The sequence below is a fragment of the Citrobacter sp. FDAARGOS_156 genome, assembly GCF_001559235.2.
Lineage (GTDB): Bacteria > Pseudomonadota > Gammaproteobacteria > Enterobacterales > Enterobacteriaceae > Citrobacter > Citrobacter youngae.
Window position 1 is genome coordinate 3,173,556 of record NZ_CP014030.2, and the last position, 25,619, is coordinate 3,199,174.

Here is a 25,619-nt window from a genome sequence, read left to right on the forward strand (position 1 = left end):
CTGTATTGTTCGCGTGCTGGCTCATGGTTTAAGCAGGTTCGCCTGCCTGTTTTCACTTTGAGTGCTTATCCTGGAGACAGGTTGTTGGACTTCGTGTAGGGTTGCCTTCGAATGTAACCATAATTCGTCTTAGGGATAAGACGAAAAGTCTGAGAATACGTAACTGTCTATGAGCTCTGTATCTCCACCACGTGAATATTTTCTGGATTCCATCCGTGCCTGGCTGATGTTGTTGGGGATTCCCTTCCATATCTCGCTGATCTACTCCACACATACCTGGCATGTGAACAGCGCAGAACCGTCATGGATATTGACCCTCTTTAACGATTTCATACATGCATTTCGCATGCAGGTCTTCTTTGTTATTTCGGGTTACTTTTCATACATGCTGTTTTTGCGCTATCCCTTAAAGCGGTGGTGGAAAGTGCGTGTTGAACGCGTGGGGATCCCTATGCTGACCGCCATCCCGCTACTCACACTGCCGCAATTTATCATGCTGCAATATGTGAAAGGCAAAGCCGACAGTTGGCATACTCTCAGTGGGTACGATAAATACAACTCACTGGCATGGGAGCTGATTTCTCATCTGTGGTTTTTACTCGTCCTTGTCGTTTTAACAACCGTGAGTATGTGGGTGTTTAGCCAAATGAAACACCGGTTGACGAGCCCCGATGGCGTCAGCACGTCCACGATATCGATGACAAAACTGACGTTGATCTTTTTGTTGCTTGGCGTCGGATACGCCGCCGTCAGAAGAACAATTTTTATCGTCTACCCGTCTATTCTCAGCGATGGCATGTTTAATTTTATCGTCATGCAAACGCTGTTCTATGTGCCGTTCTTTATGCTCGGCGCGCTGGCGTTTATCAATCCGCAGTTGAAAGCACTGTTCACAACGCCCTCGCGCAGCTGCACGTTAGGCGCGGCATGCGCTTTTATGGCTTATCTGCTTAATCAACGCTATGGAAACGGCGATGCCTGGATGTATGAAACCGAATACGTGATAACAATGGTGATGGGACTGTGGATGGTTAACGTCGTTTTCTCGCTCGGCCACCGTTTATTGAATTTCCAGTCAGCCCGTGTCACCTATTTTGTCAATGCATCACTGTTTATCTATCTGGTGCATCATCCGTTAACGCTGTTTTTCGGCGCCTATATCACACCGCACATTACATCAAACCTGCTGGGTTTTCTCTGTGGGCTGCTATTTGTTGTCGGGATTGCGGTAATATTGTACGAAATCCACTTGCGGATACCGGTGCTGAAGTTCCTCTTTTCAGGGAAACCCATCGTTAAGCAGGATAAAAGCAAGGCCATTGCCGGATAGCAGGCCTGTCATTGCATGGTTCAGAGCAACCATTCAATCGGTAATACAGAGGCCAGCCTCACCAGAACCCGCTTCCAGAATCCTGTGGCGGGTTCTTTTTTCACTACCCGCTCACTGCCGCCAGGACAATCTACCCAGTTTATCCGACCCCAGCGGTCCAGGCGCAATTGCCAGGCCACATCACGCTGGCTTTGCATAAAGCGTTTATGAATCAATGACGCCAGCACTTCACTCTCAATCACAAATCCCATTTCCGTATTGAGCAACGTTGAGCGCGGATCAAAATTAAGCGAGCCGATGAAGACTTTGCGGCCATCAATGCTGAAGGTTTTCGCATGCAGACTAGAGCCTGAATTGCCGGTCAACCCGCGATCGTGTACCACCGTACCGCGATCGCGGGTTGGTTTTAGCTCATACAGTTCTACACCATAACGCAGCAATTTTTTCCGCCAGCGCGCATATCCTGCATGCACAATTGCCACATCATTCGCGGCCAGCGAGTTAGTTAAAATAGCAATCTTTACCCCTTTTCGGACCAGGCGCAGGAGTTGTGCGACTCCGGCACGTGTCGGCACAAAGTAAGCGGAAATAATATCAATACGCTCAGTGGGTGAGCCCATGACGTCAAACAAACGCTGCGGTAATAGCGAGTGACGCGGCGCTTTCCCCTCTCCTTTTGCCGGATCGTCACTGAGCAGGCGCGTTTTGGCCCAAATCAGCGACAGTGAACCCTGGTCAAGATGCGTCATAAACTGGCTGGTCTCCAGTTTGTGCAAATAGCGTCGGGTAATATCGTCGTTATACCAAGATTCAGGCAGTTCAATGCGTTGAGTCGTTTCTGGTTCAGACAACTCCAGGACTCTTTGTAACGTTGAAACTGACTGACATTGCCAGTATCGCTCAAAATCATCCGCGACCTCTTTCACCACTGGACCGATGGCCATCACGTCAAGATCGGAAAACAACGGTTCTTCACCCGCACCGAAATAGGCATCTCCGATATTACGCCCGCCGACCAGCGTCACTACACCGTCCGCGGTATAACTTTTATTGTGCATGCGGCGATTGAGCCGGGCGAAATCGGTTAAATACCCCAATGCGCGAAGGATGCGAAATGAAAAGGGATTAAACAGGCGGACTTCAATATTTGGATGGTTATCCAACAGACGCAGCGTGTCATCAAGGCCCGGAGTGTTGTTATCATCCAACAGCAAACGAACCCGTACCCCGCGTTTCGCCGCGGCCAGCAGAACAGAAAACAGCAGCAGCCCGGACATGTCGTTCTCCCAGATGTAATACTGCACATCCAGCGTTCGTTCCGCCATTTCTGTCAGCCGATAACGGGCTGCGAAAGCATCCAGACTGTCATCCAGTGCCAGAATGCCGCACTGGTCCGGATGGCTTGCGCACAATGGGGTAATGGCACGCTCAAGTCGCGTCATATCAGGCCGTGTTATCATCGCCTTGTTGGGTGAGTAATCTCTTGTATAACCTGGCATTTTCCTCATCAAAACACACGAAGTAGATTTGATCAGGTAGCGCACGGCGGGTGATAAATTTTTGCACCGTATTCACCGCAATCTCCGCCGCCGCTGCACGTGGATATCCGTAGGCTCCGGTGCTGATAGCCGGGAACGCAATGGATTGATAGCCATTGGCCAGTGCCAGTTGTAATGAATTGAGATAGGCCTCTTCAAGGCGTTCTGCTTCATGATGATCGCCGCCCTGCCAGACGGGCCCAACAGTGTGGATCACCGCTTTGGCGGGAAGATTTCCCGCCAGGGTGATAACCGCATGGCCGGTTGGGCATTCGCCCTGTTGCTGTAATACCTGTTTGCAGGCCTCCAACAGTGCAGGTCCAGCAACGCGATGAATCGCTCCATCAACGCCACCGCCGCCCAGCAACGAGGAGTTGGCCGCATTGACAATCACATCAACGGCGATTGTCGTAATGTCGCCCTGTAAAACATGAACACGCGATTGCATAAGTTCCCCCTGACAAAACACTCTCCGTTAAGTGTACAGCAGGGTTTTCTATGAAATCTCACTTTTTAACTATACAGGTGCATATCTACGCCAGAACGATTCATTTATATTCAATATTAAGAATTGCCAGATTTTTCTGTTCATTAAGGTACTGCATTCTCATACTGGCAATTTGCTGGAGGCTTTCAGGGGCCATCGTTATCTGTTGTGTGTTATAGCGACTACTCCGTAACTTGCCATCACGTATACATGACACTTCAATCTGCTGTTGTTGCGAGCTCACATCACAAGGCGATTCAACTATTGCGCCACGAAAATGGATAATCCCGCCAGGTGTGATTTGCTGCGCCGTTGCGGGGAAGATAAAAAAAGAAGTAACACATAAACTGGTACTTAAAATACGTTTTAATAAGGTGCTCATAAGGGTTCCTCAATGATAAACCATCCTTGAGGGATCGAAGTGATCCTTCACCGCTGCGATTAACGACCAAATAAAAACGTTTTCACGTCTCTATATTCATAGAACAGCACCGCTTTCCCAGCCACACCTTTAAAGCAAATACAGCAAAAAATCATGAGCGATTGCTTGAATCAGGCCACTGCTGGGACAGATGCAATGACTGCCCATCCGAAACGGTAACGACAATGTTGACCGTATCTTCAGGTGAAATATTAAAGCTCAGTTTTGTTAATTCAATCGGCCGATTAGCAGGGATCGACAGGCTTGTTTTCTGTTGCGTTTGGCTTTGCCCCCCCGACCCTTTACGTATGGCAAGAACTTGTACCTCGCACACGCAGGGTTGCGATAATGTCACCTGCGGAATAATGGTATACATCTCACCTTGCTGGGTTGTATTAAAGGTTATTTGATTTGAAAGCGCGGCAATGAGTAATAGCGTATGCATAATATGCTCCCGAAAAAAAACAGGGCTTTCGCCCTGTTTATTATCAGTTATAAAACTGAATTAGTGCTGGTTAGCTGTCGCATTGTTGCCATAACCAACCTGCTGAATCAGAACATTCGAGTCAGATGCAGTCTGATTAACCACCGCACCGTTACGACCACCGAACTGAGTTACACTGATGTCAGCATTTTTTGCATTCCACTGATTGATATCAGCGCTGTTCTGGAAGCCAGTCTGTTTCAGGCTAATGGTACTGTCATCAGCACCTTGCCCGACGGTAGCACCGTTACCATGTCCGTGTTGTGTGATGGTCACGTCTGATTTACGTGCATCACTTTGCAGCGCATTCGCAACGTTACTTGACCCATATTGGTAAATACTCAATGAAGAGTCCGGGCCATAATTACTACCGCCACCATGATGATTGCCGCCCCATTGCGGAACAACACCTGCCAGAGCACTGCCAGAAACTACGATTGCTGCGAATGCTGCCACTTTTAAAAGTTTCATGGTAAACCCCCATCGGATTGATTTAAACGTCGTTTACGGATTAGCGTTGAGTAACGCGAATTGCCATTTGCGACTGTCTCTGCACCACAACTGCTGTTTTTTGTGTACCGTACTGGGTAATATTTGCTTTATTACCAGAACCTTTCTGGATAATCATCGCTGTATTACCGTAAGAACTTTGTTTAATACTCGCATCATTGGAGCTGCCCGTTTGATCAATATATGCAAAATTATATGATCCTGTCTGATCTGTTCTCGCCCGGTTACCTGAACCTTCTTGCGAAATGACCGACAATAACTTGCTGCCCTCCTGGCGAGTATTTGCACTGTTAGCAGTGCCAACCTGACCAATAATGGCTGCCTGATTAAATGAAGACTTACTTAATTCATTTACCGCAAAGTTATATTCTGAATTAGCTAAATCATAACTGGTTGCGGATGCAATCCCAGGCACACCCAGTATTGTAAACATCATAAATAACAACTTGTTTTTCATGCTGTCACCCTGGACCTGGTCGTACATGAAGTTAAATTAATTACCACTCAAATTGTTGTTAACATGACTTACATTTGTTAACGCCACGTTACGATGAAGAGTATGTCCGTTGAAACATTTTAAATAACTCACCCGCGAGTGGTATTTTGATATCCAGATTCACCCCAAAGTACTAATTCACAGTGAATAACACCGCTACAGGTATAGGTTTTATTTTTATTTCTCAATCAGAAATGAATTTCTATGCAGTCACTGAAAAAGTGCATTTTCCGCGATTTCAGGGCTTCGCAGCACCGTGTCGCGATAGTCATCGATGCAAGTCGTGACAAAGGTCAGTTTTTTCCTCTTAAAATTGTCCAACGTAAAGTGGGACAAAGAATTTAGAATTCATTAGAAATCTAAAACTCGCTAATCATTAATTAAAACCTTATAAATCAATAAATTATTATAATTTGTATGATTTTTTAAATCTATGCAGTAACGGTAAAATGTACAACTTTCCTATCAAATCTAAACTCCAATAAAACCTAAAAATCACATTTTAATATATAATTTTACATTCTGTTACATGTTTAACACTTGCTTTAAGATTTGTAATAGCTAGATTGAAATCAGTTGAAGTCCATTTGTTTTAATATTTTCACCCCTTTGGGTCGATATTTTATTTCTACACAGCAGTGCAACATCTGTCAGTACTTCTGGTGCCTCTATTTTAGTAGAGACAGCTGTCAGGTGTGCGACTAAAAAGTGGAGTTTCATCATGTTTAATGAAGTCCATAGCATTCATGGTCATACATTATTGTTGATCACGAAACCTTCTTTGCAGGCAACTGCATTATTACAACATTTAAAACAATCACTGGCGCTAACCGGAAAACTACATAATATTCAACGTTCTCTGGATGATATTTCCTCCAGCTGCATTGTTTTACTGGATATGATGGAGGCAGATAAAAAACTGATCCATTACTGGCAAGATAATTTGAGCAGAAAAAACAACAATATAAAGACGTTATTGTTGAATACCCCTGATGACTACCCTTATCGGGATATCGAAAACTGGCCACATATCAATGGCGTGTTTTACGCAACTGAAGACGAACAGCGTGTTGTTAGCGGCTTGCAGGGTGTCTTACGCGGTGAATGTTACTTCACGCAAAAGCTTGCCAGTTATCTGATCACGCATTCTGGAAATTATCGTTATAACAGCACGGAATCAGCACTGCTGACACACCGTGAAAAAGAGATACTTAATAAATTGCGTATCGGCGCCTCAAATATTGAAATCGCTCGCTCACTATTTATCAGTGAAAATACGGTAAAAACACATCTTTATAATCTTTTCAAAAAGATAGCTGTCAAAAATCGTACGCAGGCGGTCTCATGGGCCAATGATAACCTCAGGCGATAAAGCCATGAAACGCTATTTGACCTGGATTGTGGCAGCAAATTTATTCTTTGCTGCCGGGAATTTGCACGCGGCTACAAGCGTAGAAGTGGAGGTTCCCGGACTGTTAACTGACCACACTGTCTCTTCAATCGGGCATGATTTTTATCGTGCATTTAGTGACAAGTGGGAAAGTGAGTACACAGGAAATTTAACTATCAATGAAAGACCCAGTGCGCGTTGGGGAAGTTGGATCACCATAACGGTCAATCAGGACGTTATCTTCCAGACTTTTTTATTCCCCACGAAAAGAGACTTCGACAAAATTGTCGTCTTCGCATTGGCACAAACTGAGGAAGCATTAAATCGCCGGCAAATAGATCAAACACTATTAAGCACGAGCGATTTAGCGCGCGATGAATTCTAAAACATGATTTTGTCCGGAGGCTTTCATGCGTGTCAAACATGCAGTGGTTTTGCTCATGCTAATTTCACCATTAAGTTGGGCCGGAAACATGACGTTCCAGTTCCGAAATCCAAACTTTGGTGGCAACCCGAATAACGGCGCTTTTTTGTTGAACAGCGCTCAGGCGCAGAACTCCTATAAAGATCCGAGCTATAGCGATTACGGAATTGAAACACCGTCAGCGCTGGATAACTTTACTCAGGCGATTCAGTCACAAATTCTCGGCGGCCTGCTCACCAACATTAATACCGGTAAGCCGGGAAGAATGGTGACCAATGATTTTATCATTGATATCGCTAACCGGGACGGGCAGCTGCAATTGAATGTTACCGACAGGAAATCGGGAAAAACATCAACGATCGAAGTGTCGGGTTTACAAACACAGTCAACCGATTTCTAAGCCATAGCCACGAAAGGAAAAAATCATGCAGCGCTTACTTATAATGGTTGCAGTATTTTTACTCAGCGGATGCTTAACGTCCCCACCGCAAGAAGCCGCTAAACCGACATTAATGCCTCGCGCCCAAAGTTACAAAGACTTGACGCATCTCCCGATGCCTACGGGTAAAATCTTTGTATCGGTTTACAATATCCAGGATGAAACTGGTCAGTTTAAACCTTATCCGGCAAGTAACTTCTCCACTGCCGTACCGCAAAGTGCCACGGCAATGCTGGTTACCGCGCTGAAAGATTCGCGTTGGTTCGTCCCGCTGGAGCGTCAGGGATTACAGAACTTACTGAACGAACGAAAAATCATCCGTGCGGCACAGGAAAACGGCACGGTTGCCATTAACAACCGAATTCCGCTGCAATCATTAACCGCAGCTAACGTGATGGTGGAAGGTTCAATCATCGGCTATGAAAGCAACGTTAAATCAGGTGGTGTCGGCGCGCGTTATTTCGGTATTGGTGCCGATACGCAATATCAACTCGACCAGATAGCGGTAAACCTGCGCGTAGTTAACGTCAGTACCGGTGAGATCCTTTCTTCGGTCAATACCAGTAAAACCATCCTGTCTTATGAAGTGCAGGCAGGGGTATTCCGTTTCATTGACTACCAACGGCTTCTGGAAGGGGAAATTGGTTATACCTCTAACGAACCGGTCATGCTTTGCCTGATGTCAGCCATTGAAACTGGCGTTATCTTCCTGATAAATGACGGTATCGATCGCGGCTTGTGGGATTTGCAGGATAAGAAACAAGTTGATAACGACATTCTGGTCAAATACCGCCATATGTCGGTACCTCCAGAGTCCTGATACTAAAGAGAGAATAAAAAGCGTGAGGAAGCCCTCACGCTTTTTTTATTTACTGGTCAGCGTGGATGAAGCCGGGTTTTCGCGACGTGATGCCAGCCACAATCCGCTGTTTTTCATCGCATAGCCGAATACCAGACCTAGCGCCAGAGACGGCACAACCAGTTGCCAATCCCCTTGCCCTGCAAACGTTGCGCATGCGCCAATAAACGTGCCTGGCACAAATGAAAGCAGCCATTGCTTTGCCTGGATACACATCATAAATGCGACAATTCCCGTCATGACATAGCCAAGGATGTCCATATGCGGGGCAAGTGCACTACCATTAATAATCACCAACGCCCACACCACACCGCTTAGCAGCGTACACGCCGAGATCCACAGCCCTTTCAGTCCACCTTGTGGGCAGGCAAAATAGGCTGTACAGCCCAGGAAGCCAGCCCAACTGAGTAAACCAAGAGAAACGGCCACCCATCCCCAGAGTCCGGAGAGAATGCCCGTTGTGATTGCAATAGAGAGAAGTATGTTCATGCCGCGCATCTTAGCAGAAAAACGGCATGGTAATGAGATCGTGCACACAATTCATGCAAGATGATGAATTGCGTTGCAGTATATAGTGATTTAAATCACATTTATTCGTCTGTATCTTCCTGTAATTCATCCCACATTGCGCTAATTGCATCGCGCGTCAGTGGCGCCATAGTTCGCCAGAAAGCGGTATTCGCATGCGCCTCAACTTTACCAAGGAACGTGTCGCACCAGGGAAGCAGGTAGTCAACAAACAAGGTTTCCAGTGCTTCACTCTCATCTTCTGCGGACTGGTCTTCAAGCCAGGATGCCGCCAGCAACAAGGTACCAATATGATCGGCAGGTGTATCCGCAAGCGGCATTCCACGCGCAGACAGGAATGCACGAACATCCGCTTCCTTCGCCCCTTCTACCCAGGCGCTACGATAAGGCGGCACTGAACATTCTTTCCCGACAAACAGCGCGTTGTAATCTGCAGCAAGCTGGGGCATATCACAGCTTTTCTGCAAACGGGCCAACAGCTCATCCTGTTCCAGTGGCCAGTTAGCAGACAGTTTACCTTCGCTAATCAAGGTAAACAGGGGAACCAGTAAAGGGTCCTGCGGTTGGCGGTAAAACAGTGAGCCCAGTACACGGCACAGGATAGAAAACTCGTTCATTGATATATTCCAGTTAGTAACAATTAAAGTTCAGCAAATTCCGCGATAGGCTCCATGCCCCGCGATTCCAGAAACGACAGCAAGCGTTTTGGTGAAACGTTCAGAATTCGGTCTTCCGGGAAGCCCACATCATCCAGAATCTTACGGCATTCACCGAACTCTCCCAACGTGAATGCGGTATGGGAATCTGAACCCAGGGCCACCCAGCCACCTGCATCACGTACTGCCGCAGCCACAGCGCGACAATTATCTTCACTGCCCTTACGCGAATGCAAAAACGAGGAATTATTGATTTCCAGCGCGACCTGATATTTTGCCGCCGCCTGTGCAATTGCGGTGATATCAACGGGATACTTTGGATTTCCTGGATGGCTGATAATATGCACATTGCCGCTCGCCATCGTGGCGATCATCGCCTGGGTATTCGTGTCTTTATCGTGAGGTGCAAAAACCGGCTCATGGAAGCCCGCAATAATCAGATCGAGTGAGTCAAACATCGGCCCTGAGCAGTCAATTTCACCTTCAATATTCTTAATATTCGCCTCAATGCCGCGCAGGATCCCTACGCCATCTACAACACGCGGCCAAATACGCATGTTAATAAAGTGCCAGTGATGAGGCGCATCCGCCATGTCCGGTCCATGATCGGTAATGGCAAACAGCTTGATGCCTTTGCGATGAGCTTCAGCGATGTAATCACTTAAGGTGCTGTAGGCATGGGTGCTGGCAACGGTATGCATATGCAGGTCAACGGGATACATAACTCTCTCCTGTAGTCGTTTTCCGTCAAGGATAGCAGGTATCGCCGCCATTAATACCCTAAATAATTCGGGTTGTATTTAGTCGAAACCCGGCGCTGGCCGGGTTGACATTGATATCAGTAACCCCGAACGCGATCAACCTGACCGGTAACCGCTTTTCCACTTTCCAGGCTCAGGATTGTACGAGAAATATAATCCACCGCTTCCGCTGGGCGCGTTACCGCAGCAATGTGCGGCGTCATCGCCACACGTGGGTGTTTCCACAATGGGTTGTCTTCCGGTAGCGGTTCTCGGCTATAGACATCCAGCATCGCACCTTTCAGTTTTCCGCTATCCAACGATGCCAGAAGATCGTCTTCATGGAGATGAACACCACGCGCCAGGTTCAGCACATAGGCTCCATCCTGTAATTGATTCAACAGTCCGGCATTAATAATGCCTACCGTTTCTGCCGTATTGGGCAGAAGATTAATCAGCACTCGCGTCTGGCTTAAAAATGCACTCAATTCTTCGGTGCCCGCAAAACTTTCCACACCAGGCCAGGATTTACGGGTACGGCTCCAACAACGCAGTGGGAACCCCCATGCCTGCAGGCTCTCTGCCACTTTAGCCCCTAATACACCGGCCCCCATGATGCCGATGGTAAATTCATCACGGGTATACTCTTGCAACGGCTGCCACTTCGCCTGGGATTTTAATGCCTGATAGTCATCAAAGCGGCGGAACCAGTGCAACACCTGACTCACCGCATACTCCTGCATTTGCAGACCCATACCGGTATCTTCCAGACGGAAAAGTGGAATCGAGGTATCCAGCATCTCCGGGTGTGCTTTAAGCTTACTGAGGATGGAGTCCACTCCGGCTCCCAATGCAAAGACAGCTTTTAACTTTCGCCCTGCCAGCATTTCAACCGGAGGATGCCAGACCAGCGCATAGTCGGCATGGGCATTATCACCCGCTTTCCACTCGCGAACGTTAGCGCCAGGGATGGCTTTCGTCAGCGCCTTTACCCACCAGGCCGTATCAAATGTAGGGTGATAGAAAATTATTTCCATATTGTCTCCTGAACATTGTTATGCGGAACATTCTCGCACTTATTATCATCATTTTCCGAGGGAACATCAGATTAGCAAATTTCAGAGTGCTGGCAAAAAAAACAATTCCCGCTCATTTAAGCCCCATGTTGCTTGAAGTTTGTGTAAATGCACGTTTTTTTGAAAAAGTAGATTGACGCCGGGGCGGTATTTCCCCTACATTAGCGCCCGTTCCAGCAGTACAGGAACAACAATATGGTGAGGTGTCCGAGTGGCTGAAGGAGCACGCCTGGAAAGTGTGTATACGGCAACGTATCCGGGGTTCGAATCCCCGCCTCACCGCCATATTCGAGAAAGAGCTCGTACGCATGTACGGGCTTTTTTTCGCCTCTGTCCCATACAGACTATCAACCGCCCTCAGAACCCGTCGATGGATCTTCGCTTTCAGTCAGTTCCTACGCCATATATGCATTCCTGACATACACTAGTTAAAACGATAAAAGTGAGGCAACAGGATGATAGCATTCCCGGCCAGCTTACTGATCCTGAATGGAAAAAGTGCTGATAACCTTCCCCTGCGTGACGCTATCGCTCAACTGCGCAATGAGAGTGTCGAAATCCATGTTCGCGTGACCTGGGAAAAAGGCGATGCACAACGTTACGTTGATGAAGCGCTCCGGTTGGGCGTAGCAACGGTGATTGCCGGCGGTGGTGACGGTACCATCAACGAAGTATCCACTGCGCTGATCCACTGTCAGGGGGAGAATGTTCCGGCGCTCGGGATTTTGCCATTGGGAACGGCAAATGATTTTGCTACCAGCGTTGGCATTCCTGAAGCGCTGGACAAGGCATTAAAGCTGGCCATTGCCGGGAATTCGGTAGAGATTGATATGGCGCAGGTCAACGATAAAACCTGCTTTATCAATATGGCGACCGGAGGGTTCGGTACTCGGATCACCACCGAAACACCGGAGAAACTCAAAGCCGCCCTTGGCGGTGTGTCGTACTTTATTCACGGGTTAATGCGCATGGATACGCTGAAGCCAGACAGTTGCGAAATTCGCGGCGAAAACTTTCACTGGCAGGGGGACGCGCTGGTGATTGGTATTGGCAATGGGCGTCAGGCCGGTGGTGGACAGCAACTTTGCCCGACAGCGCTCATTAATGACGGCCTGCTGCAACTGCGAATCTTTACCGGTGAGGAGCTGATTCCGGCACTGCTATCGGCGATAACTCAGTCCGAAGACAATCCGAATATCATTGATGGCACATCATCATGGTTTGATATCCGTGCGCCACATGAAATTACCTTCAATCTGGATGGAGAACCGCTCAGCGGGCAAGAGTTTCATGTTGAAATCCTGCCTGCAGCCCTGCGCTGCAGGCTACCGCCGGGTTGCCCATTATTGCGCTAATCCGACGGCACTCTACTGACATCAGGCAATCGTGACTTTGTTATCCAGATAAACATCCTGGACGGCATTAATCAGCTTCACGCCGTCAGCCATGGTTTTCTTGAACGCTTTACGTCCAAGAATTAACCCCATGCCACCGGCACGCTTGTTAATCACCGCGGTACGTACCGCATCGCTGAGATCGGTTTCTCCGCCGGCCGCACCACCGGAGTTAATGAGTCCGGCGCGTCCCATATAGCAGTTCGCCAGTTGATAACGCACCAGGTCAATCGGGTTATCACTGGTCAACTTGCTATAGACACGATCGTCGGTATAGCCGAAGTTAACCGCTTTATACCCGCCGTTATTCTCCGCCATTTTCTGTTTAACGATATCCGCGCCGATAGTTGCCGCCAGATGGTTTGCCTGCCCGGTCAAATCAGCCGAAACATGATAATCCACACCGTCTTTCTTAAACGCAGAGTTGCGCAAATAGGCCCACAGTACCGTCACCATGCCCAGCTCATGGGCGCGCTCAAAGGCTGCAGAGATCTCTTCAATCTGGCGGCGCGACTCCTCTGAACCAAAATAAATGGTTGCCCCCACCGCGACCGCGCCCATATTGAACGCTTGCTCCACGCTGGCATACAGCGTCTGGTCAAAGGTATTCGGGTAGCTAAGCGTTTCGTTATGGTTAATTTTCACCAGGAATGGAATGCGATGCGCATAACGGCGGGAAACAGACGCCAGCACGCCATAGGTTGACGCGACGCAGTTGCAGCCCGCTTCAATCGCCAGCTCAACAATATTTTTCGGATCAAAATACAGCGGGTTTGCGGCAAACGATGCCCCAGCAGAATGTTCCACACCCTGGTCTACAGGCAGAATCGACAAATAACCGGTCCCGGCGAGCCGTCCGGTGTTGTACAGCGTCTGCATATTACGCAGCACGGCGGGGGGACGGTTATTGTCAACCATCACGCGGTCGACGTAATCATGTCCTGGCAGGTAAAGTTGGTCAGAAGGAATGGTCATACAACGATGCTGTAAAAGGTTGTCGGCATCTTTGCCAAGCAACTGCGCAATATCAGTCATAGCTATGCTCCCGTAAGTTCCGATTTGATCTCGGAAGTGGATTGTCCTGACCCGCCTGATGGCGGGCAGCAATAAGTCTGGTACTGACTGCGCATTTTTTCCATCTTTAGCGCACTTTTCAGCGATTTCCGCTGGCTCGATTCAGGCATCAAAAAATGATACAGCGGTCAAATTTAGACCATAAAGGTATTTAAAAGGTATTGTTGAGTGGTACTATCCAGACGTACCTTACCTGTCATGAAGGATTTAAAGATGAAAACTACAGTTAAGCTGTCGTTCATGATGTTTGTGGAGTGGTTTATCTGGGGCGCCTGGTTTGTGCCGCTTTGGCTCTGGCTGAGTAAAAGCGGCTTTACTGCTGGTGAAATTGGCTGGTCTTATGCCTGTACCGCCATTGCCGCGATCCTCTCACCGATCTTCGTCGGTTCGATCACTGACCGCTTTTTCTCTGCGCAAAAAGTACTGGCAGTGCTGATGTTTGTCGGCGCGATTTTGATGTATTTTGCAGCGCAGCAGACGACGTTCGGCGGATTCTTTCCGCTATTGCTGGCGTATTCACTCACCTATATGCCGACGATTGCACTAACCAACAGTATCGCCTTCGCCAACGTCCCGGATGTCGAACGTGATTTTCCGCGCATTCGCGTAATGGGCACGATCGGCTGGATTGCTTCCGGCCTGGCTTGCGGGTTCTTACCGCAAATGCTCGGCTATAACGACATTTCACCGACCAACATTCCGCTGCTCATTACGGCCGCGAGTTCCGCGTTACTGGGTATCTTCGCTTTCTTTTTACCGGATACACCACCGAAAAGTACCGGCAAGATGGATTTCAAAGTCATGCTGGGTCTGGATGCGCTGATCCTGCTGCGTGATAAGAACTTCCTGGTCTTTTTCTTCTGCTCTTTTCTGTTTGCCATGCCGCTGGCGTTTTACTACATCTTCGCCAACGGCTACCTGACAGAAGTTGGGATGAAAAATGCGACCGGCTGGATGACGCTGGGCCAGTTCTCTGAAATTTTCTTCATGCTGGCACTGCCGTTCTTCACCAAACGCTTTGGCATTAAAAAGGTACTGTTGCTTGGTCTTATCACTGCCGCGATCCGCTACGGATTTTTTGTTTACGGCGGCGCGGAAGAATATTTCACCTACGCCCTGCTATTTCTCGGCATTCTGCTACATGGCGTTAGCTACGACTTCTACTACGTTACGGCCTACATCTATGTCGATAAAAAAGCGCCAGTGCACATGCGTACCGCTGCGCAGGGGTTAATCACTCTCTGCTGTCAGGGATTCGGCAGCCTGCTCGGCTACCGCCTGGGTGGGGTGATGATGGAAAAAATGTTTGCTTATAAAGAGCCGGTGAATGGCCTCACCTTTAACTGGGCTGGCATGTGGGGATTTGGCGCGATCATGATCGCCGTTATCGCCGTGCTGTTTATGATTTTCTTTCGCGAGTCAGACAAAGAAATCACCGCCATTAAGGTGGACGACCGCGATATCGTATTGCAACAAGGGGAAATTAAATGAAAGCAGAACGTATTCTCGGTGCTCTTTATGGGCAGGCGTTAGGGGATGCGATGGGTATGCCGTCGGAACTGTGGCCACGAACCCGGGTAAAAGCTCACTTCGGTTGGATCGACCGTTTTTTGCCCGGTCCGGCGGAGAATAATGCCGCCTGCTATTTCAGCCAGGCGGAGTTCACTGATGACACCTCCATGGCGCTGTGTCTGGCAGATGCCCTGCTTGAGTGCGACGGAGAAATTGTACCCGACGTCATTGGTCGCAATATTCTGGCCTGGGCAGAGCGCTTTGATGCCTTTAATAAAAACGTGCTGGGTCCGACCTCAAAAATTGCGCTCAATGCCATCCGCGATGGTAAGCCCGTTGCTAAGCTGGAAAACAACGGTGTCACCAATGGGGCGGCTATGCGCGTGTCGCCGTTGGGATGTCTGCTGCCCGCGCGCGATCTCGATGCCTTTATCGACGACGTAGCATTAGCTTCCAGTCCAACGCATAAATCGGATCTGGCTATTGCTGGCGCAGTTGTGGTCGCGTGGGCGGTATCACGCGCCATTGATGGCGGTAAATGGTCGGAGATTGTCGACGCACTGCCCGCCATTGCCCGGCATGCCCAGCAAAAGCGGATCACCACCTTCAGCGCGTCTCTCTGTGCACGCCTTGAACTGGCGCTGAAAATCGTCCGTAATGCCGACGGCTTTGAGTCTGCCAGTGAGCAGCTGTATCAGGTGGTGGGGGCTGGAACCAGTACGATTGAATCCGTACCTTGCGCCATCGCGATGGTCGAACTGGCGCAGACCGATCCCAATCGCTGCGCCATTCTGTGCGCGAACCTCGGCGGCGATACCGATACCATCGGAGCGATAGCAACCGCCATTTGTGGCGCGCTGCACGGCGTCGGCGCGATTGACCCGGCCCTGAAACATGAGCTTGATGCGGTAAATCAGCTGGACTTTATCCGCTACGCCAGTGGATTACTGCGCCTGCGTGAGCAGCGGGAGGCGCTATGAGCACCGCGCGTCTGCAACAACTTCTCTCGCAGTTACGTACACAGCGGCCAGTAACGGTGGTGGGTGCGGCGGTGATTGATGTCATTGCCGATGCGTATGCTCTTCCCTGGCGCGGCTGTGACATTGAGCTTAAGCAGCAAGGGGTGAACGTTGGCGGCTGCGCGCTCAATATTGCCGTGGCGCTTAAACGTTTAGGTATCGAGGCCAGCAATGCGTTACCGCTGGGTCAGGGCGTGTGGGCCGATATTATCCGCAACCGTATGGCGAAAGAAGGATTGCACAGCCTGATCGATAATGCCGAAGGTGATAACGGCTGGTGTCTGGCATTGGTAGAGCCGGACGGTGAACGCACATTTATGTCCTTTAGCGGCGTTGAGAATCAGTGGAATGCCGCCTGGCTGGCACAGCTGGATATCCCGCGTCATAGCCTGGTGTATCTCTCGGGTTATCAGCTAGCGTCCCCGTGCGGTGAATTGCTGGTGCAGTGGCTGGAAGGTCTGGAAGAGGTGACGCCGTTTATCGATTTTGGCCCGCGCATCGGCGACATTCCCGAGCCCTTACTGGTACGAATTATGGCCTGCCGTCCGCTGGTGTCACTTAATCGTCAGGAGGCGGAAATTGCTGCCGAGCGATTTGCATTGAGTCAGGATGTGGAAGGTTTTGGCGCAGAATGGGTGCAGCGTTTCACCGCAGCGGTGGTCGTGCGTCACGATAAAGACGGCGCATGGTATTTCAGCGCACAGACATCTGGCTGCGTACCGGCATTTGCAACGGCGGTCGTTGACACCATTGGCGCAGGTGACAGCCACGCCGGCGGCATGCTGGCTGGGCTGGCATCAGGCTGGTCGCTGGGCGATGCCGTCCTGCTTGGCAATGCAGTAGCATCCTGGGTGGTGGGTCACCGCGGCGGCGACTGCGCCCCCTCACGCGAGGCGTTACTCCTCGCACACAAAGACGTATAGGTCGCTTCGACAGTAACTGATACTGTATTCAATAGGCCGTTGCTGCTGATCAAGCGCTACCTGCTTGATCACCAGTACCGGCACTTTGCTGTCCATCTGGATATGTGACTGAAACTCGGCGTCCGGCATCCGCGCGCTAACGCGTGAGCGTGTGCGCTGTGGAAAGATATGCTGGCTGCGGAAATAGTCGTACAGTGAAACGCCAATGGCATCCACGTCATGGATAAGATGGGCGGGTACCCATGATTCTTCAATAGACACAGCATCTTCATCAACATAGCGAATGCGCTTGAGCAAGAAGACCTCACTGCCGACAGCAATGGCCAACTGCTGAGCCACCTCTTCCGGGCAGGGCACCACGCGTTTATTCACCCACAGCGTATCCGGCTTTTTACCGCGCAACACCACCTGTTGTGAAAAACCGCGCGCTTCTTTGAGCGAATACTCGAAGATGTTATTGATTTGCGTCCCGTAGCCACGCGCACGCGTCACCACCCCCTCTTCTTCCAGCGCCTGCATCGCTTTGCGCACCGTAATGCGTGAAACGCCGGTCAACTGGCTGAGGTCGCGCTCGCCAGGCAGGATATTGCCATGCTCCAGGATCCCACTGCGCACAGCGTTCTTAACCGTTTGAGCGAATTTCATATACAGCGGCGTGTTGTCCGCCGCTGAAATACGTTCATTCAGTTGCGCGATAAGCTGGGTATGCGCTTGTTCCATTTATCTTTTTCCTGGCAGCCGTTTCTGCAGCCAGTATACCATTTCTGCTCATCACCACCACGCGTGGAAATGATGCACCGGACCAATCCCCTCGCCCACTTCCAGCGTATCCGCCTGCGCCAGCGCCGCAGAGAGCCACAACTTAGCCTCCTGTACCGTATCAGCCCAGTTAACATGGCGTGGACGCAGTGCCGCCAGCGCTGCTGACAACGTGCACCCTGTTCCGTGCGTATTTTTTGTCACCACCCTTGGCGCGGTGAAACGCTGTTCGCCATCGCGGGTAAACAGCCAGTCAGGGCTTTGCTCATCATCAAGATGACCCCCTTTCATTAATACCGCCTCACAGCCCAGCGCCCGCAACGCGCGCCCCTGCTCTAACATTTCCTGCTCCGTTCGGGCATGCGATGCCCCGAGCAACGCCGCCGCCTCCGGCAGATTAGGGGTAATAATCGACACTTGCGGTAACAGACGGGTACGCAGCGTTTCAACCGCAGAGGAAGACAATAGCGGATCGCCGCTTTTTGCCAACATTACCGTATCCAGTACGACGTTTTGTACCCGATGACGCTGTAAACGTTCGGCAACGGCTTCGACAATATCGGTTTCTGCCAGCATGCCGATTTTGGTGGTATCGATGCGCACATCGCTGAACACCGAGTCCAGCTGTGCAGCAACAAAGTCAGGTTCAATGCGATACACCGACTGCACCCCACGCGTATTTTGTGCCACCAACGCGGTAATAACTGAGCAGCCGTATGCGCCAAGCGCCGAGAAGGTTTTTAAATCGGCCTGAATACCCGCGCCACCGCTTGGATCGGTTCCGGCGATCGTTAATGCGTTAATCCGTTTCATGCTTGCTCCTGGGCGTTCAGGTTATAGAGAGCGTCGAGAAATGCCGGAACAAAACTTCCCGGTCCCGTCGATTGTTCAGTGGCGCGTTGTCCGGCTTGCTTCATCCAGCTACAGGCAGAAGCAACATTATTCAACCGGTCGCCCTCCAGGGCGCAACTGGCTGCGACTACCGCTGACAATGCACAGCCGGTGCCCACTACGCGCGTCATCAACGGGTCACCGCCGCTCACGCAGACGGTACGCTGACCATCGGTAACATAGTCAACTTCGCCGGTCACCACGACAATGGTTCCAACCTGGCGTGCCAGTGTTTGTGCTGCCGGAAGGGCTACCGCTGGCGTATCAGTCGTGTCTACACCGCGCCCCACTCCGTTCATCCCCGCCAGCGCAAGGATTTCTGAGGCGTTACCGCGAATAGCCGCTGGCTGTATCGCCAGTAAATCCAGACAGAAACGACGACGAAACGCCAGTGCGCCCACGGCAACGGGATCGAGCGTCCAGGGGGTTTTCGCCTGCTGCGCCTGTTCAACGGCGGCACGCATTGCCGTTGCCCGCGCCTGAGTCAGTGTCCCAACATTAATGAGCAGCGCCTGGGCAATAGCAGCAAACTGGCTGGCTTCCTCAGGTTCGATCACCATCGCGGGCGATGCGCCAAGTGCCAGTAACGTATTGGCAGTGAAGCTTTGCACAACCTCGTTGGTCATACAGTGAGTGAGGGGGGAAAGCGTTCTAAATTGGTGTAAGGTGTGGGCCGCAAGTGCGCGGCTGTGCAGGTCAGGCTGCATGGTTCAGCTCCTGCCCGCGTGAAAGAAGGGACACGAGCAGTGTCAGACTTCCCTACGCTGGCATTATCCAGATCAGGTGGTACGGGTATTTCTCAGCCTTCACGCGGAAGGGCACCCCGAGTCGTTTGGTTACATTTCTCTTAATTTTTGTCAGCTTAGGTTAAGTTGCTCGCCGATGCAAGTTTACCGGTGGTGACGTCACTTATACACGCTGTACCCCACCGAGTACCCCATTTTGTACCTCATACCAATTAAGGAATAGCTCCCAACTTCATTTTGAAACACTAATAGTTGCTCGATTTATTTGGAACCAAGAATCCAACATTGTAATATTTAAAAACAACTGTATCTGATGGGAAAAATATACACCAGTATAGTTTGGAGAACTTTTTATATATAGCAAGGCAACGGATGTGATAAGTACTTTATAAAAACACTTATCTTTACTCTATTTCATTGACAGAAAATGAAACGAATTAATTCTATGTGCTACAATGTGTAGTGCAGAAAACAACTCTGTGTTAACAACAAAAAAAATAAAAGGTGATTTATATGAAAATGAAAGAATATTATGAAGAGATTTCTCTATTAAAGTTTAAAGAATTAGAAGATGAACATGATTATATGGTAGCCACAGGTGATTTCCTAACAGAGTTATCAAACATAGCCGATCATTGTGAAAGGAATAAGTCACAAATTAACAAAGAGCAGAACAAGCAATACAAACCCTCTTATTAACAGGTCACATCTCAATCATTAAATACCTCAGCCTGCTAATTTTTGCATAGAAGATAACGAAGTGAAATTTACGATGTTTTCGAAAATAATTACGAAACTGACTGTAGCTTTTTAGGCGGTAAAACTGCTTATTTCACTTGTTTATAAACATTCTCTTGCAGTTGTCGCAACTCAAAAATACTAATAACTAAAACAACGAAAGGCCAGACACTGGAATGGCTGACCTTTCTACATTAATCAATATGGAGCGTGTACAAATGATTAATCCCACACCTATTTATAATAAATTTAAGTATGTCTCCGCCCCTTGTGGTTCAGGTAAAACATATCAATTATGTGAGAATATCAATAATAGTACTGAAAAATATATTTTAGTACAGAACACTCAAGAGCTTATTAAGCAGACGGCAAAACAAATCAATAATTGCGAGTATATTATTACTGATACGGTACAAAAAGATGAAAGTGTTATTAGTTCAGTCATTGAATTTCTTTCATCTGGAAGTAATAAAACATTAATCATAACAGATAAAACATTTTTCAAAATCCCTCGTGAATTGTTAGCTAACTGGAATGTTTATATTGACGACGTGACTAATTTCCACTCTTTTCAGAATATAAATGAAGGTAGTGCTGAAATAAAAAGCGTTATCCGTAATGATTTAATCCACAAAGTACAGTCATTAGATGATAAAAATATGTACATTGCGGCTGAAAGAAATCCAGAAGTAAAGGGCGATATAGTAAAGAACATTTTAAATAAACTTTCAGCATTGAATGATAATGATCTTTTTATAATGAATAATGAGTACTTTACCGATGAGGAAAAGGAACAGCTTAATATCACAGCATGGAAAGATCTCAATAAGTACAAAGATATATCAATTACCTTTCTTGGTGCTAATTTCGAAAACTCACTGATCTATAAAGGCAATAAAGAACTCTTTGAAAGTACTGAACTTGAAGGATTATTAACACGAAAAACAGCTCTCAAAGACAGGTTAAAGGTTTATTACTTTTCAAAAAATCACAAACTATCAAGGACATGGAAAACTTACAACCCTGATAAAGTACAAAGAATATACTCATATATTGATGAAAAACTTGAGGGACAGGATTTCTACTGGACTAAGAACAAAAGCGATTCTCAGAGCCTTAAGAACGGCACAGAGATAAGCCCGGATGCCAGAGGATTTAACCAGTACAGGCACCTTGATACGTGCGTTTGGTTGGCCTGTATGCGTCCCTCTGAAACAGAAGCTAAACAGTGTGAATTGTTCTTTGAGATTGACGGCGAGGCGATACACATCGCAAGGGAGTACGAAAGTTTACACCAGTTCGTACTACGAGGAATTTCAAGGGATTTTGACAGTACTGAAACACAGACTGTTTATGTTTTTGATGAATGGCAAGCCAGATCTCTTACAGACAATATTGAGTACATAGATCTCGGTATTGATGATGACGAACAAGGGCAGAGAGGCAGGCCGCAAGGCTCAATGAACAAGGAAAAGCGTTTCACTCTTGATGACACTAAAGCAACACGTTTCAGACGCTGGAAAGACAACAACCCAGGACTTGAGTTAGAAGCGTTCAGGGCGTTTCTTGCCAGTTCTACCAACGCAGATCTCAGTACTGAGGAAAGGGCAGCTATGTACGAGAAGTACGAAAAAGCAGCAAAAAAGAAACAGAAATAGCTCTGTTTCCCTGTCAGAAACACCATCATAAAACCAATAAATGTCCGAAAAATAATACCTTATAATATCTATAGGTAATAAATTTCCGACATCACAACGAGCAAAAGCGAATTAACTACCTGAAAGCAGGAGCGGCGAAGCAAGCGAACTGTTTCGGGTAGTTAGTGAGAGTGCTCACGCAGTGAGTGCTTGATAGTTATCCCATTGTTTATATAGATAAAAAATTTAAACAGCACCCGCTTTGCGTGTACTGTTCGCTGGATTCGGTTCTACTGCTTCGTTCCTTTCAGTCACTGGCAGAGCGAACCAATCGCGTTTTTTGTTCTGTCAGTAAGTACATAACTGATTGTTATTTCATTACTTATTGTACTAATAATTCCTTTGAGTACTTAGTGGGGTATCTGCTGTTTCAGCTACTGGAAAAGCCCTGTCAGTACTGACCAGAGCGAAGCGACCCCGATCCGAGCTGTCCCCCTTCATGATGGTGTTTCGGACAAAACGCACAGGAAGCCTCTGAATGCGATGTTCATTACTGACACACATGAATGTCCAAAACCCTACAAAACGTCGTAGCGACGCTTTAAGAGCGTTTGCGAGATGGAATCGCCAGTACTCTCTGTATTGAAATCAGATACATAACCCCTTTCATGGATGGCGAATCCGCTTGATCGATTTTACCTATTGATTTGTATTGAATTAATAGTTATTGATAGATTATAGCGATCAATAACTCAATAATCGATCGTTATAATCGATTATTTGTTGATGTGCGTGCTACTCTTGAGCACCTGAACACGGACGGTTTTAAGTCCGTACTTTTGGCCTGAGAGAAGATAATGGGGGTGACAAAACGGTGAGAGTGGTACAACTGCTAATCTATAAATTTTGGGGGGATTCCTTTTTAAGGGATCTACCTAAAGGCAAACGAATTATTGTCGATAATACAAATAGAACAAACCATCGATTTGGAAAATTATTAAAGGATAATTGCGGTGAGTAAATATTTAAAAATAGGAATTTATGGCATTTGGGGAGTGTTTTTATTCCTTGCGTCAATGGAGAAATTTGGTGATCTATTCGCAGTCGGTAATGGCTTTTGGTCAGTGATAATGCTTATGGTCGCTGGAGTGTGTCAGCTACTGGCAAGTACTGCCGCGATCGGCTGGGCTGTTTTGGGTTCTGGTACGCTTAAAGCGAAGTACTTACCCTATAAACTCGTTAATAATTATACGGTTCCTGTAGTGATCATTGTGCTTGCATTCGTGGCAAGTTCTGCCCGATCTTCAAGCGATGGAGCCAGAGCACAAAAACTTGGTTTTAAAGATAGTAAAGAGTTTTCTATCGCTCGTGAAAATCACATTACAAATACTGATGACTACGCGAAATTTGTAGAAGAACAACGAGTTAAAGCGGCGGAAAAGAAGGTTCAAGATGCGTTAGTAGCAGCTGAGAAAGCTAATCAGGATATAGTAAAGAAATACATTTCAATATTTGATGAGGATAAAAGAGAACAAGCTAAAAAAACGATTAGCAGAGATTTAGAAGAAAATTCAGTATTAACAGAGTCAATACTTACTGAAATTAAATCCTACCCCAATAACTCAGTTGATAGAACTGTAGGACAACGCACATACTTAGATATTGGCGTTAGTATGAAAGAATACATGTCAGCTATCGAGCAATCTAATTGTAGGCAAAGGCTTAACAATTCTTTATTTCCTTTAAATGAATGGAATAAATCTCAATTTAATTTATTGAACGAAAGATTTAATGCTATGAGAAATGGAGTTGATATGGATAGGATTCAGCTTGGCAAAGAATTGCAATACGAAAGAGATAAAATCACCATGCAGTACTTTTATGAAAAAAATAAATATCAAAAATCATTTAATGAGTGTGTTTTCAGTCTGTTGTCTTCTATACCCAATCGTCTTTCAAGACCTGATGCCAGACCTGCTCCCGTAACTGATTATATTCCTGAAGGTATTAAATGCATGAGAAAACCCGAAGGAAATATAAAATCTTGTTATTAAGCCCATTGAAATATAATGTACTGTTCTTTAATAAGGAATTAAAGTGAAAAAGACTTCTGTTGCAATGCTGTTATTGTTGAGTACTTCCTTTCATTTACAGGCTGCTGTACCTGATGGAAAAACAGAAACCCCCTTTGCTATTGATAATGAGGTTATTTGTTTGAAAGAAATTCAGAAACAAATGACGCCTTTCCTTAAACAGTTTGAACAGGAAAACGGTGTTAAGTACAAATTCAATGTTAAATCTGGTTTATCGTACAAGGACACTGTAGGACTTCGACTACAGATCAATCGTGTGGATTCGGGGCTGAATGTACGTGTTGCTGATCTTGATTACTACTGGCTAGAGGAACGGGGGAGTATGTGCCAGCCAGCTTACATGGTACTTGATCGTTCTGATAATGTTTAAATCAACGACGAAAATAATGTTATTTCATATAAAAATCACAGTTAAGATAATATAGGACAAAGGGGAAGTTTATCTTCCCCTATAGCTATTAAAATTTTAATGCGTAATGAACACAAGCATGATGCCGTCCATTGATTTCAAAGTGTTGAACTAATTTTTTTAACGAAGGATACAAAGTACCTTCAATTTTAGTTTCTGTAATTTCAGAGTTTCCGTCAAAATTGAAAAGTTCAACATCCACACTGGAAATATGTGTTGTATAACCCTCCCACCAATCATCAAACCTCGATCCGGTATAGTAAGTTATAAGAATTGTTTTGGTTATCTGCAATGGATTATAGTTTGTAAGCAATTTTTGATAATGATCGTTGATATATTCGACTTTGACGCTATTCAATTTCATTGCTTCAACTATTGAAAAAAGTTCTCCATCATCTTCTATGACAAGATCTAATTCCCCTGCACCTTTACCAGATAATGAACGACCTTCACGAGTCTGATCTTTTACTTGGTATTTCATGCATAATAACATGTTACGCAATTGATCATTAATGTCGTCTTCACTCAATCCTTTGTTACTTGTCCTTGCTAATCTGTGTAAAGCCCAAGCTACATCATGTGATAACTCATCAAATGATAAATTTTTCTTGAGTATGTTTTTTATGTTTTTAGGAGATAGATTTTGGAGGTTATATAGTGATATTCTTTGTTTTTTTAATTCTTCAATATAAGGTCTGTAAGCCTCATTGTTAGATGTGACAATATCCCTATCAAAGGTAGTTGCAGCTTTTTGGATTAATTTAAAAACTAATTCGTGAATATCACCATCTGGTTCACAACTAGTTAGAAGTACTTTTCCATCTTTACGTTTATCAAGTTGGGTCTGCCAAACTTTTAATAAAGCAAAAGCATCCGTATTTTTTTCTACAGACTTTGCATATTCAAGGGGTAATCTACCTTTAGAATCTATGACTATCTGGTCATCTGAATTTAAAAGCACACCCATAAAGATATTACTGAATATTACGGGATCGGAAATATGGCTTGAAACAAATCCTGGGCAAACACAATGAGCATACGCCATC

At 47.0% G+C, this 25,619-nt stretch carries 28 protein-coding genes, 1 tRNA gene and 1 riboswitch; of the genes, 14 read left to right on the forward strand and 15 right to left on the reverse strand.

Features of this window, described 5'->3' with window-relative positions:
- Positions 1–169: 169 nt before the first annotated feature.
- A complete protein-coding gene (gene mdoC / locus AL515_RS15645; RefSeq protein WP_061068134.1) occupies positions 170–1,330 on the forward strand; it encodes a glucans biosynthesis protein MdoC in 1,161 nt (386 codons plus the stop codon).
- A gap of 20 nt (positions 1,331–1,350) precedes the next feature.
- Here mdoC and AL515_RS15650 read toward each other — a convergent pair whose 3' ends face one another.
- The 6 genes from AL515_RS15650 to csgB form a co-directional block, all read right to left on the reverse strand.
- Entirely contained in the window at positions 1,351–2,838 is a 1,488-nt protein-coding gene (locus tag AL515_RS15650; protein ID WP_086523385.1) for a phospholipase D family protein, read from the reverse strand.
- The gene (gene ymdB, locus AL515_RS15655) at positions 2,774–3,316 is read right to left on the reverse strand and encodes an O-acetyl-ADP-ribose deacetylase (protein ID WP_048211210.1); all 543 of its coding nucleotides are present in this window, start codon (positions 3,314–3,316) and stop codon (positions 2,774–2,776) included. Before ymdB ends, AL515_RS15650 begins: the two co-directional genes overlap by 65 nt.
- A gap of 100 nt (positions 3,317–3,416) precedes the next feature.
- Positions 3,417–3,737: a type 1 fimbrial protein gene (locus AL515_RS15660; RefSeq protein WP_061068135.1), complete on the reverse strand. Its 321-nt coding sequence runs from the start codon at positions 3,735–3,737 to the stop codon at positions 3,417–3,419.
- A 151-nt stretch (positions 3,738–3,888) separates the two neighbouring features.
- Positions 3,889–4,221 (reverse strand): curli assembly chaperone CsgC, encoded by a 333-nt coding sequence (csgC, locus tag AL515_RS15665; protein WP_048211208.1) that lies wholly within the window; start codon positions 4,219–4,221, stop codon positions 3,889–3,891.
- A 60-nt stretch (positions 4,222–4,281) separates the two neighbouring features.
- Entirely contained in the window at positions 4,282–4,731 is a 450-nt protein-coding gene (gene csgA, locus AL515_RS15670; protein WP_048211207.1) for a curli major subunit CsgA, read from the reverse strand.
- Between the two features lie 40 nt (positions 4,732–4,771).
- Positions 4,772–5,227 (reverse strand): curli minor subunit CsgB, encoded by a 456-nt coding sequence (gene csgB / locus AL515_RS15675; protein ID WP_048211206.1) that lies wholly within the window; start codon positions 5,225–5,227, stop codon positions 4,772–4,774.
- A gap of 760 nt (positions 5,228–5,987) precedes the next feature.
- Between csgB and csgD the strand changes: the two genes are divergently transcribed.
- The 4 genes from csgD to csgG are packed head-to-tail and all read left to right on the forward strand — an operon-like array spanning position 5,988 to position 8,339.
- Entirely contained in the window at positions 5,988–6,638 is a 651-nt protein-coding gene (csgD, locus tag AL515_RS15680; protein ID WP_005129125.1) for a biofilm master transcriptional regulator CsgD, read from the forward strand.
- Positions 6,639–6,642: 4 nt separating this feature from the next.
- Positions 6,643–7,041: a curli production assembly/transport protein CsgE gene (gene csgE / locus AL515_RS15685; protein ID WP_061068136.1), complete on the forward strand. Its 399-nt coding sequence runs from the start codon at positions 6,643–6,645 to the stop codon at positions 7,039–7,041.
- A 25-nt stretch (positions 7,042–7,066) separates the two neighbouring features.
- Positions 7,067–7,480 (forward strand): curli production assembly/transport protein CsgF, encoded by a 414-nt coding sequence (csgF, locus tag AL515_RS15690; protein WP_005129126.1) that lies wholly within the window; start codon positions 7,067–7,069, stop codon positions 7,478–7,480.
- A gap of 25 nt (positions 7,481–7,505) precedes the next feature.
- Complete coding sequence (gene csgG, locus AL515_RS15695; protein WP_048211204.1) at positions 7,506–8,339, forward strand: curli production assembly/transport protein CsgG; 834 nt, start codon at positions 7,506–7,508, stop codon at positions 8,337–8,339.
- A 45-nt stretch (positions 8,340–8,384) separates the two neighbouring features.
- On the opposite strand, the gene AL515_RS15700 is transcribed toward csgG, so the two are convergent.
- From AL515_RS15700 to ghrA, 4 genes are all read right to left on the reverse strand, one after another.
- Positions 8,385–8,867, reverse strand: a complete 483-nt coding sequence (locus AL515_RS15700; RefSeq protein WP_048211203.1) for a DUF1097 domain-containing protein — start codon at positions 8,865–8,867, stop codon at positions 8,385–8,387.
- A gap of 101 nt (positions 8,868–8,968) precedes the next feature.
- Positions 8,969–9,523, reverse strand: a complete 555-nt coding sequence (locus tag AL515_RS15705; RefSeq protein ID WP_005129133.1) for a TorD/DmsD family molecular chaperone — start codon at positions 9,521–9,523, stop codon at positions 8,969–8,971.
- Between the two features lie 23 nt (positions 9,524–9,546).
- A complete protein-coding gene (locus AL515_RS15710) occupies positions 9,547–10,284 on the reverse strand; it encodes a phosphatase (RefSeq protein WP_048211201.1) in 738 nt (245 codons plus the stop codon).
- A 116-nt stretch (positions 10,285–10,400) separates the two neighbouring features.
- A complete protein-coding gene (ghrA, locus tag AL515_RS15715; protein ID WP_061068137.1) occupies positions 10,401–11,339 on the reverse strand; it encodes a glyoxylate/hydroxypyruvate reductase GhrA in 939 nt (312 codons plus the stop codon).
- Positions 11,340–11,575: 236 nt separating this feature from the next.
- On the opposite strand from ghrA, the gene AL515_RS15720 reads away from it, so the two are divergent.
- Both AL515_RS15720 and yegS read left to right on the forward strand, forming a co-directional pair.
- Positions 11,576–11,663, forward strand: a tRNA-Ser gene (locus tag AL515_RS15720).
- Between the two features lie 170 nt (positions 11,664–11,833).
- Positions 11,834–12,733 (forward strand): lipid kinase YegS, encoded by a 900-nt coding sequence (gene yegS, locus AL515_RS15725; RefSeq protein WP_061068138.1) that lies wholly within the window; start codon positions 11,834–11,836, stop codon positions 12,731–12,733.
- A gap of 21 nt (positions 12,734–12,754) precedes the next feature.
- Here yegS and fbaB read toward each other — a convergent pair whose 3' ends face one another.
- Positions 12,755–13,807 (reverse strand): class I fructose-bisphosphate aldolase, encoded by a 1,053-nt coding sequence (fbaB, locus tag AL515_RS15730; RefSeq protein ID WP_005129139.1) that lies wholly within the window; start codon positions 13,805–13,807, stop codon positions 12,755–12,757.
- A 252-nt stretch (positions 13,808–14,059) separates the two neighbouring features.
- Between fbaB and AL515_RS15735 the strand changes: the two genes are divergently transcribed.
- From AL515_RS15735 to AL515_RS15745, 3 genes are read left to right on the forward strand one after another with little or no spacing between them, the layout of a single operon-like run.
- Positions 14,060–15,337, forward strand: a complete 1,278-nt coding sequence (locus AL515_RS15735; RefSeq protein WP_048211198.1) for a nucleoside permease — start codon at positions 14,060–14,062, stop codon at positions 15,335–15,337.
- Positions 15,334–16,338, forward strand: coding sequence for an ADP-ribosylglycohydrolase family protein (locus tag AL515_RS15740; protein WP_048211197.1), 1,005 nt, complete (start codon positions 15,334–15,336; stop codon positions 16,336–16,338). Before AL515_RS15735 ends, AL515_RS15740 begins: the two co-directional genes overlap by 4 nt.
- Positions 16,335–17,300: a PfkB family carbohydrate kinase gene (locus AL515_RS15745; protein ID WP_061068139.1), complete on the forward strand. Its 966-nt coding sequence runs from the start codon at positions 16,335–16,337 to the stop codon at positions 17,298–17,300. The genes AL515_RS15740 and AL515_RS15745 overlap by 4 nt, the downstream gene beginning before the upstream one ends.
- Here the strand turns inward: AL515_RS15745 and AL515_RS15750 are convergent.
- Genes AL515_RS15750 through thiM form a run of 3 tightly spaced genes read right to left on the reverse strand, consistent with a single transcriptional unit; the run spans position 17,274 to position 19,657 of the window.
- Positions 17,274–18,020 carry a GntR family transcriptional regulator gene (locus AL515_RS15750; RefSeq protein WP_005129153.1) on the reverse strand — a complete coding sequence of 249 codons (747 nt, stop codon included), beginning with the start codon at positions 18,018–18,020 and terminating at the stop codon, positions 17,274–17,276. The two genes, AL515_RS15745 and AL515_RS15750, sit on opposite strands and share 27 nt — an antisense overlap.
- A 51-nt stretch (positions 18,021–18,071) precedes the next feature.
- A complete protein-coding gene (thiD, locus tag AL515_RS15755; protein WP_048211195.1) occupies positions 18,072–18,872 on the reverse strand; it encodes a bifunctional hydroxymethylpyrimidine kinase/phosphomethylpyrimidine kinase in 801 nt (266 codons plus the stop codon).
- A complete protein-coding gene (gene thiM / locus AL515_RS15760) occupies positions 18,869–19,657 on the reverse strand; it encodes a hydroxyethylthiazole kinase (protein ID WP_061068140.1) in 789 nt (262 codons plus the stop codon). Before thiM ends, thiD begins: the two co-directional genes overlap by 4 nt.
- A gap of 32 nt (positions 19,658–19,689) precedes the next feature.
- A riboswitch (TPP riboswitch) is annotated at positions 19,690–19,786 on the reverse strand.
- 423 nt (positions 19,787–20,209) lie between these two features.
- Between thiM and AL515_RS15765 the strand changes: the two genes are divergently transcribed.
- The 4 genes from AL515_RS15765 to AL515_RS15780 all read left to right on the forward strand — a co-directional run bounded on the left by AL515_RS15765 (position 20,210) and on the right by AL515_RS15780 (position 24,534).
- On the forward strand, positions 20,210–20,395 hold the full coding sequence (locus AL515_RS15765; RefSeq protein ID WP_061068141.1) for a hypothetical protein: 186 nt from the start codon (positions 20,210–20,212) through the stop codon (positions 20,393–20,395).
- A gap of 257 nt (positions 20,396–20,652) precedes the next feature.
- Positions 20,653–22,092 carry a type III restriction endonuclease subunit R gene (locus AL515_RS15770; RefSeq protein ID WP_061068837.1) on the forward strand — a complete coding sequence of 480 codons (1,440 nt, stop codon included), beginning with the start codon at positions 20,653–20,655 and terminating at the stop codon, positions 22,090–22,092.
- Between the two features lie 992 nt (positions 22,093–23,084).
- A complete protein-coding gene (locus AL515_RS15775; protein WP_061068142.1) occupies positions 23,085–24,125 on the forward strand; it encodes a hypothetical protein in 1,041 nt (346 codons plus the stop codon).
- Between the two features lie 43 nt (positions 24,126–24,168).
- Entirely contained in the window at positions 24,169–24,534 is a 366-nt protein-coding gene (locus tag AL515_RS15780) for a hypothetical protein (protein ID WP_061068143.1), read from the forward strand.
- Positions 24,535–24,622: 88 nt separating this feature from the next.
- Here the strand turns inward: AL515_RS15780 and AL515_RS15785 are convergent, their stop codons facing one another.
- Positions 24,623–25,618 (reverse strand): hypothetical protein, encoded by a 996-nt coding sequence (locus tag AL515_RS15785; protein WP_061068144.1) that lies wholly within the window; start codon positions 25,616–25,618, stop codon positions 24,623–24,625.
- Between the last annotated feature and the right edge of the window lies 1 nt (position 25,619).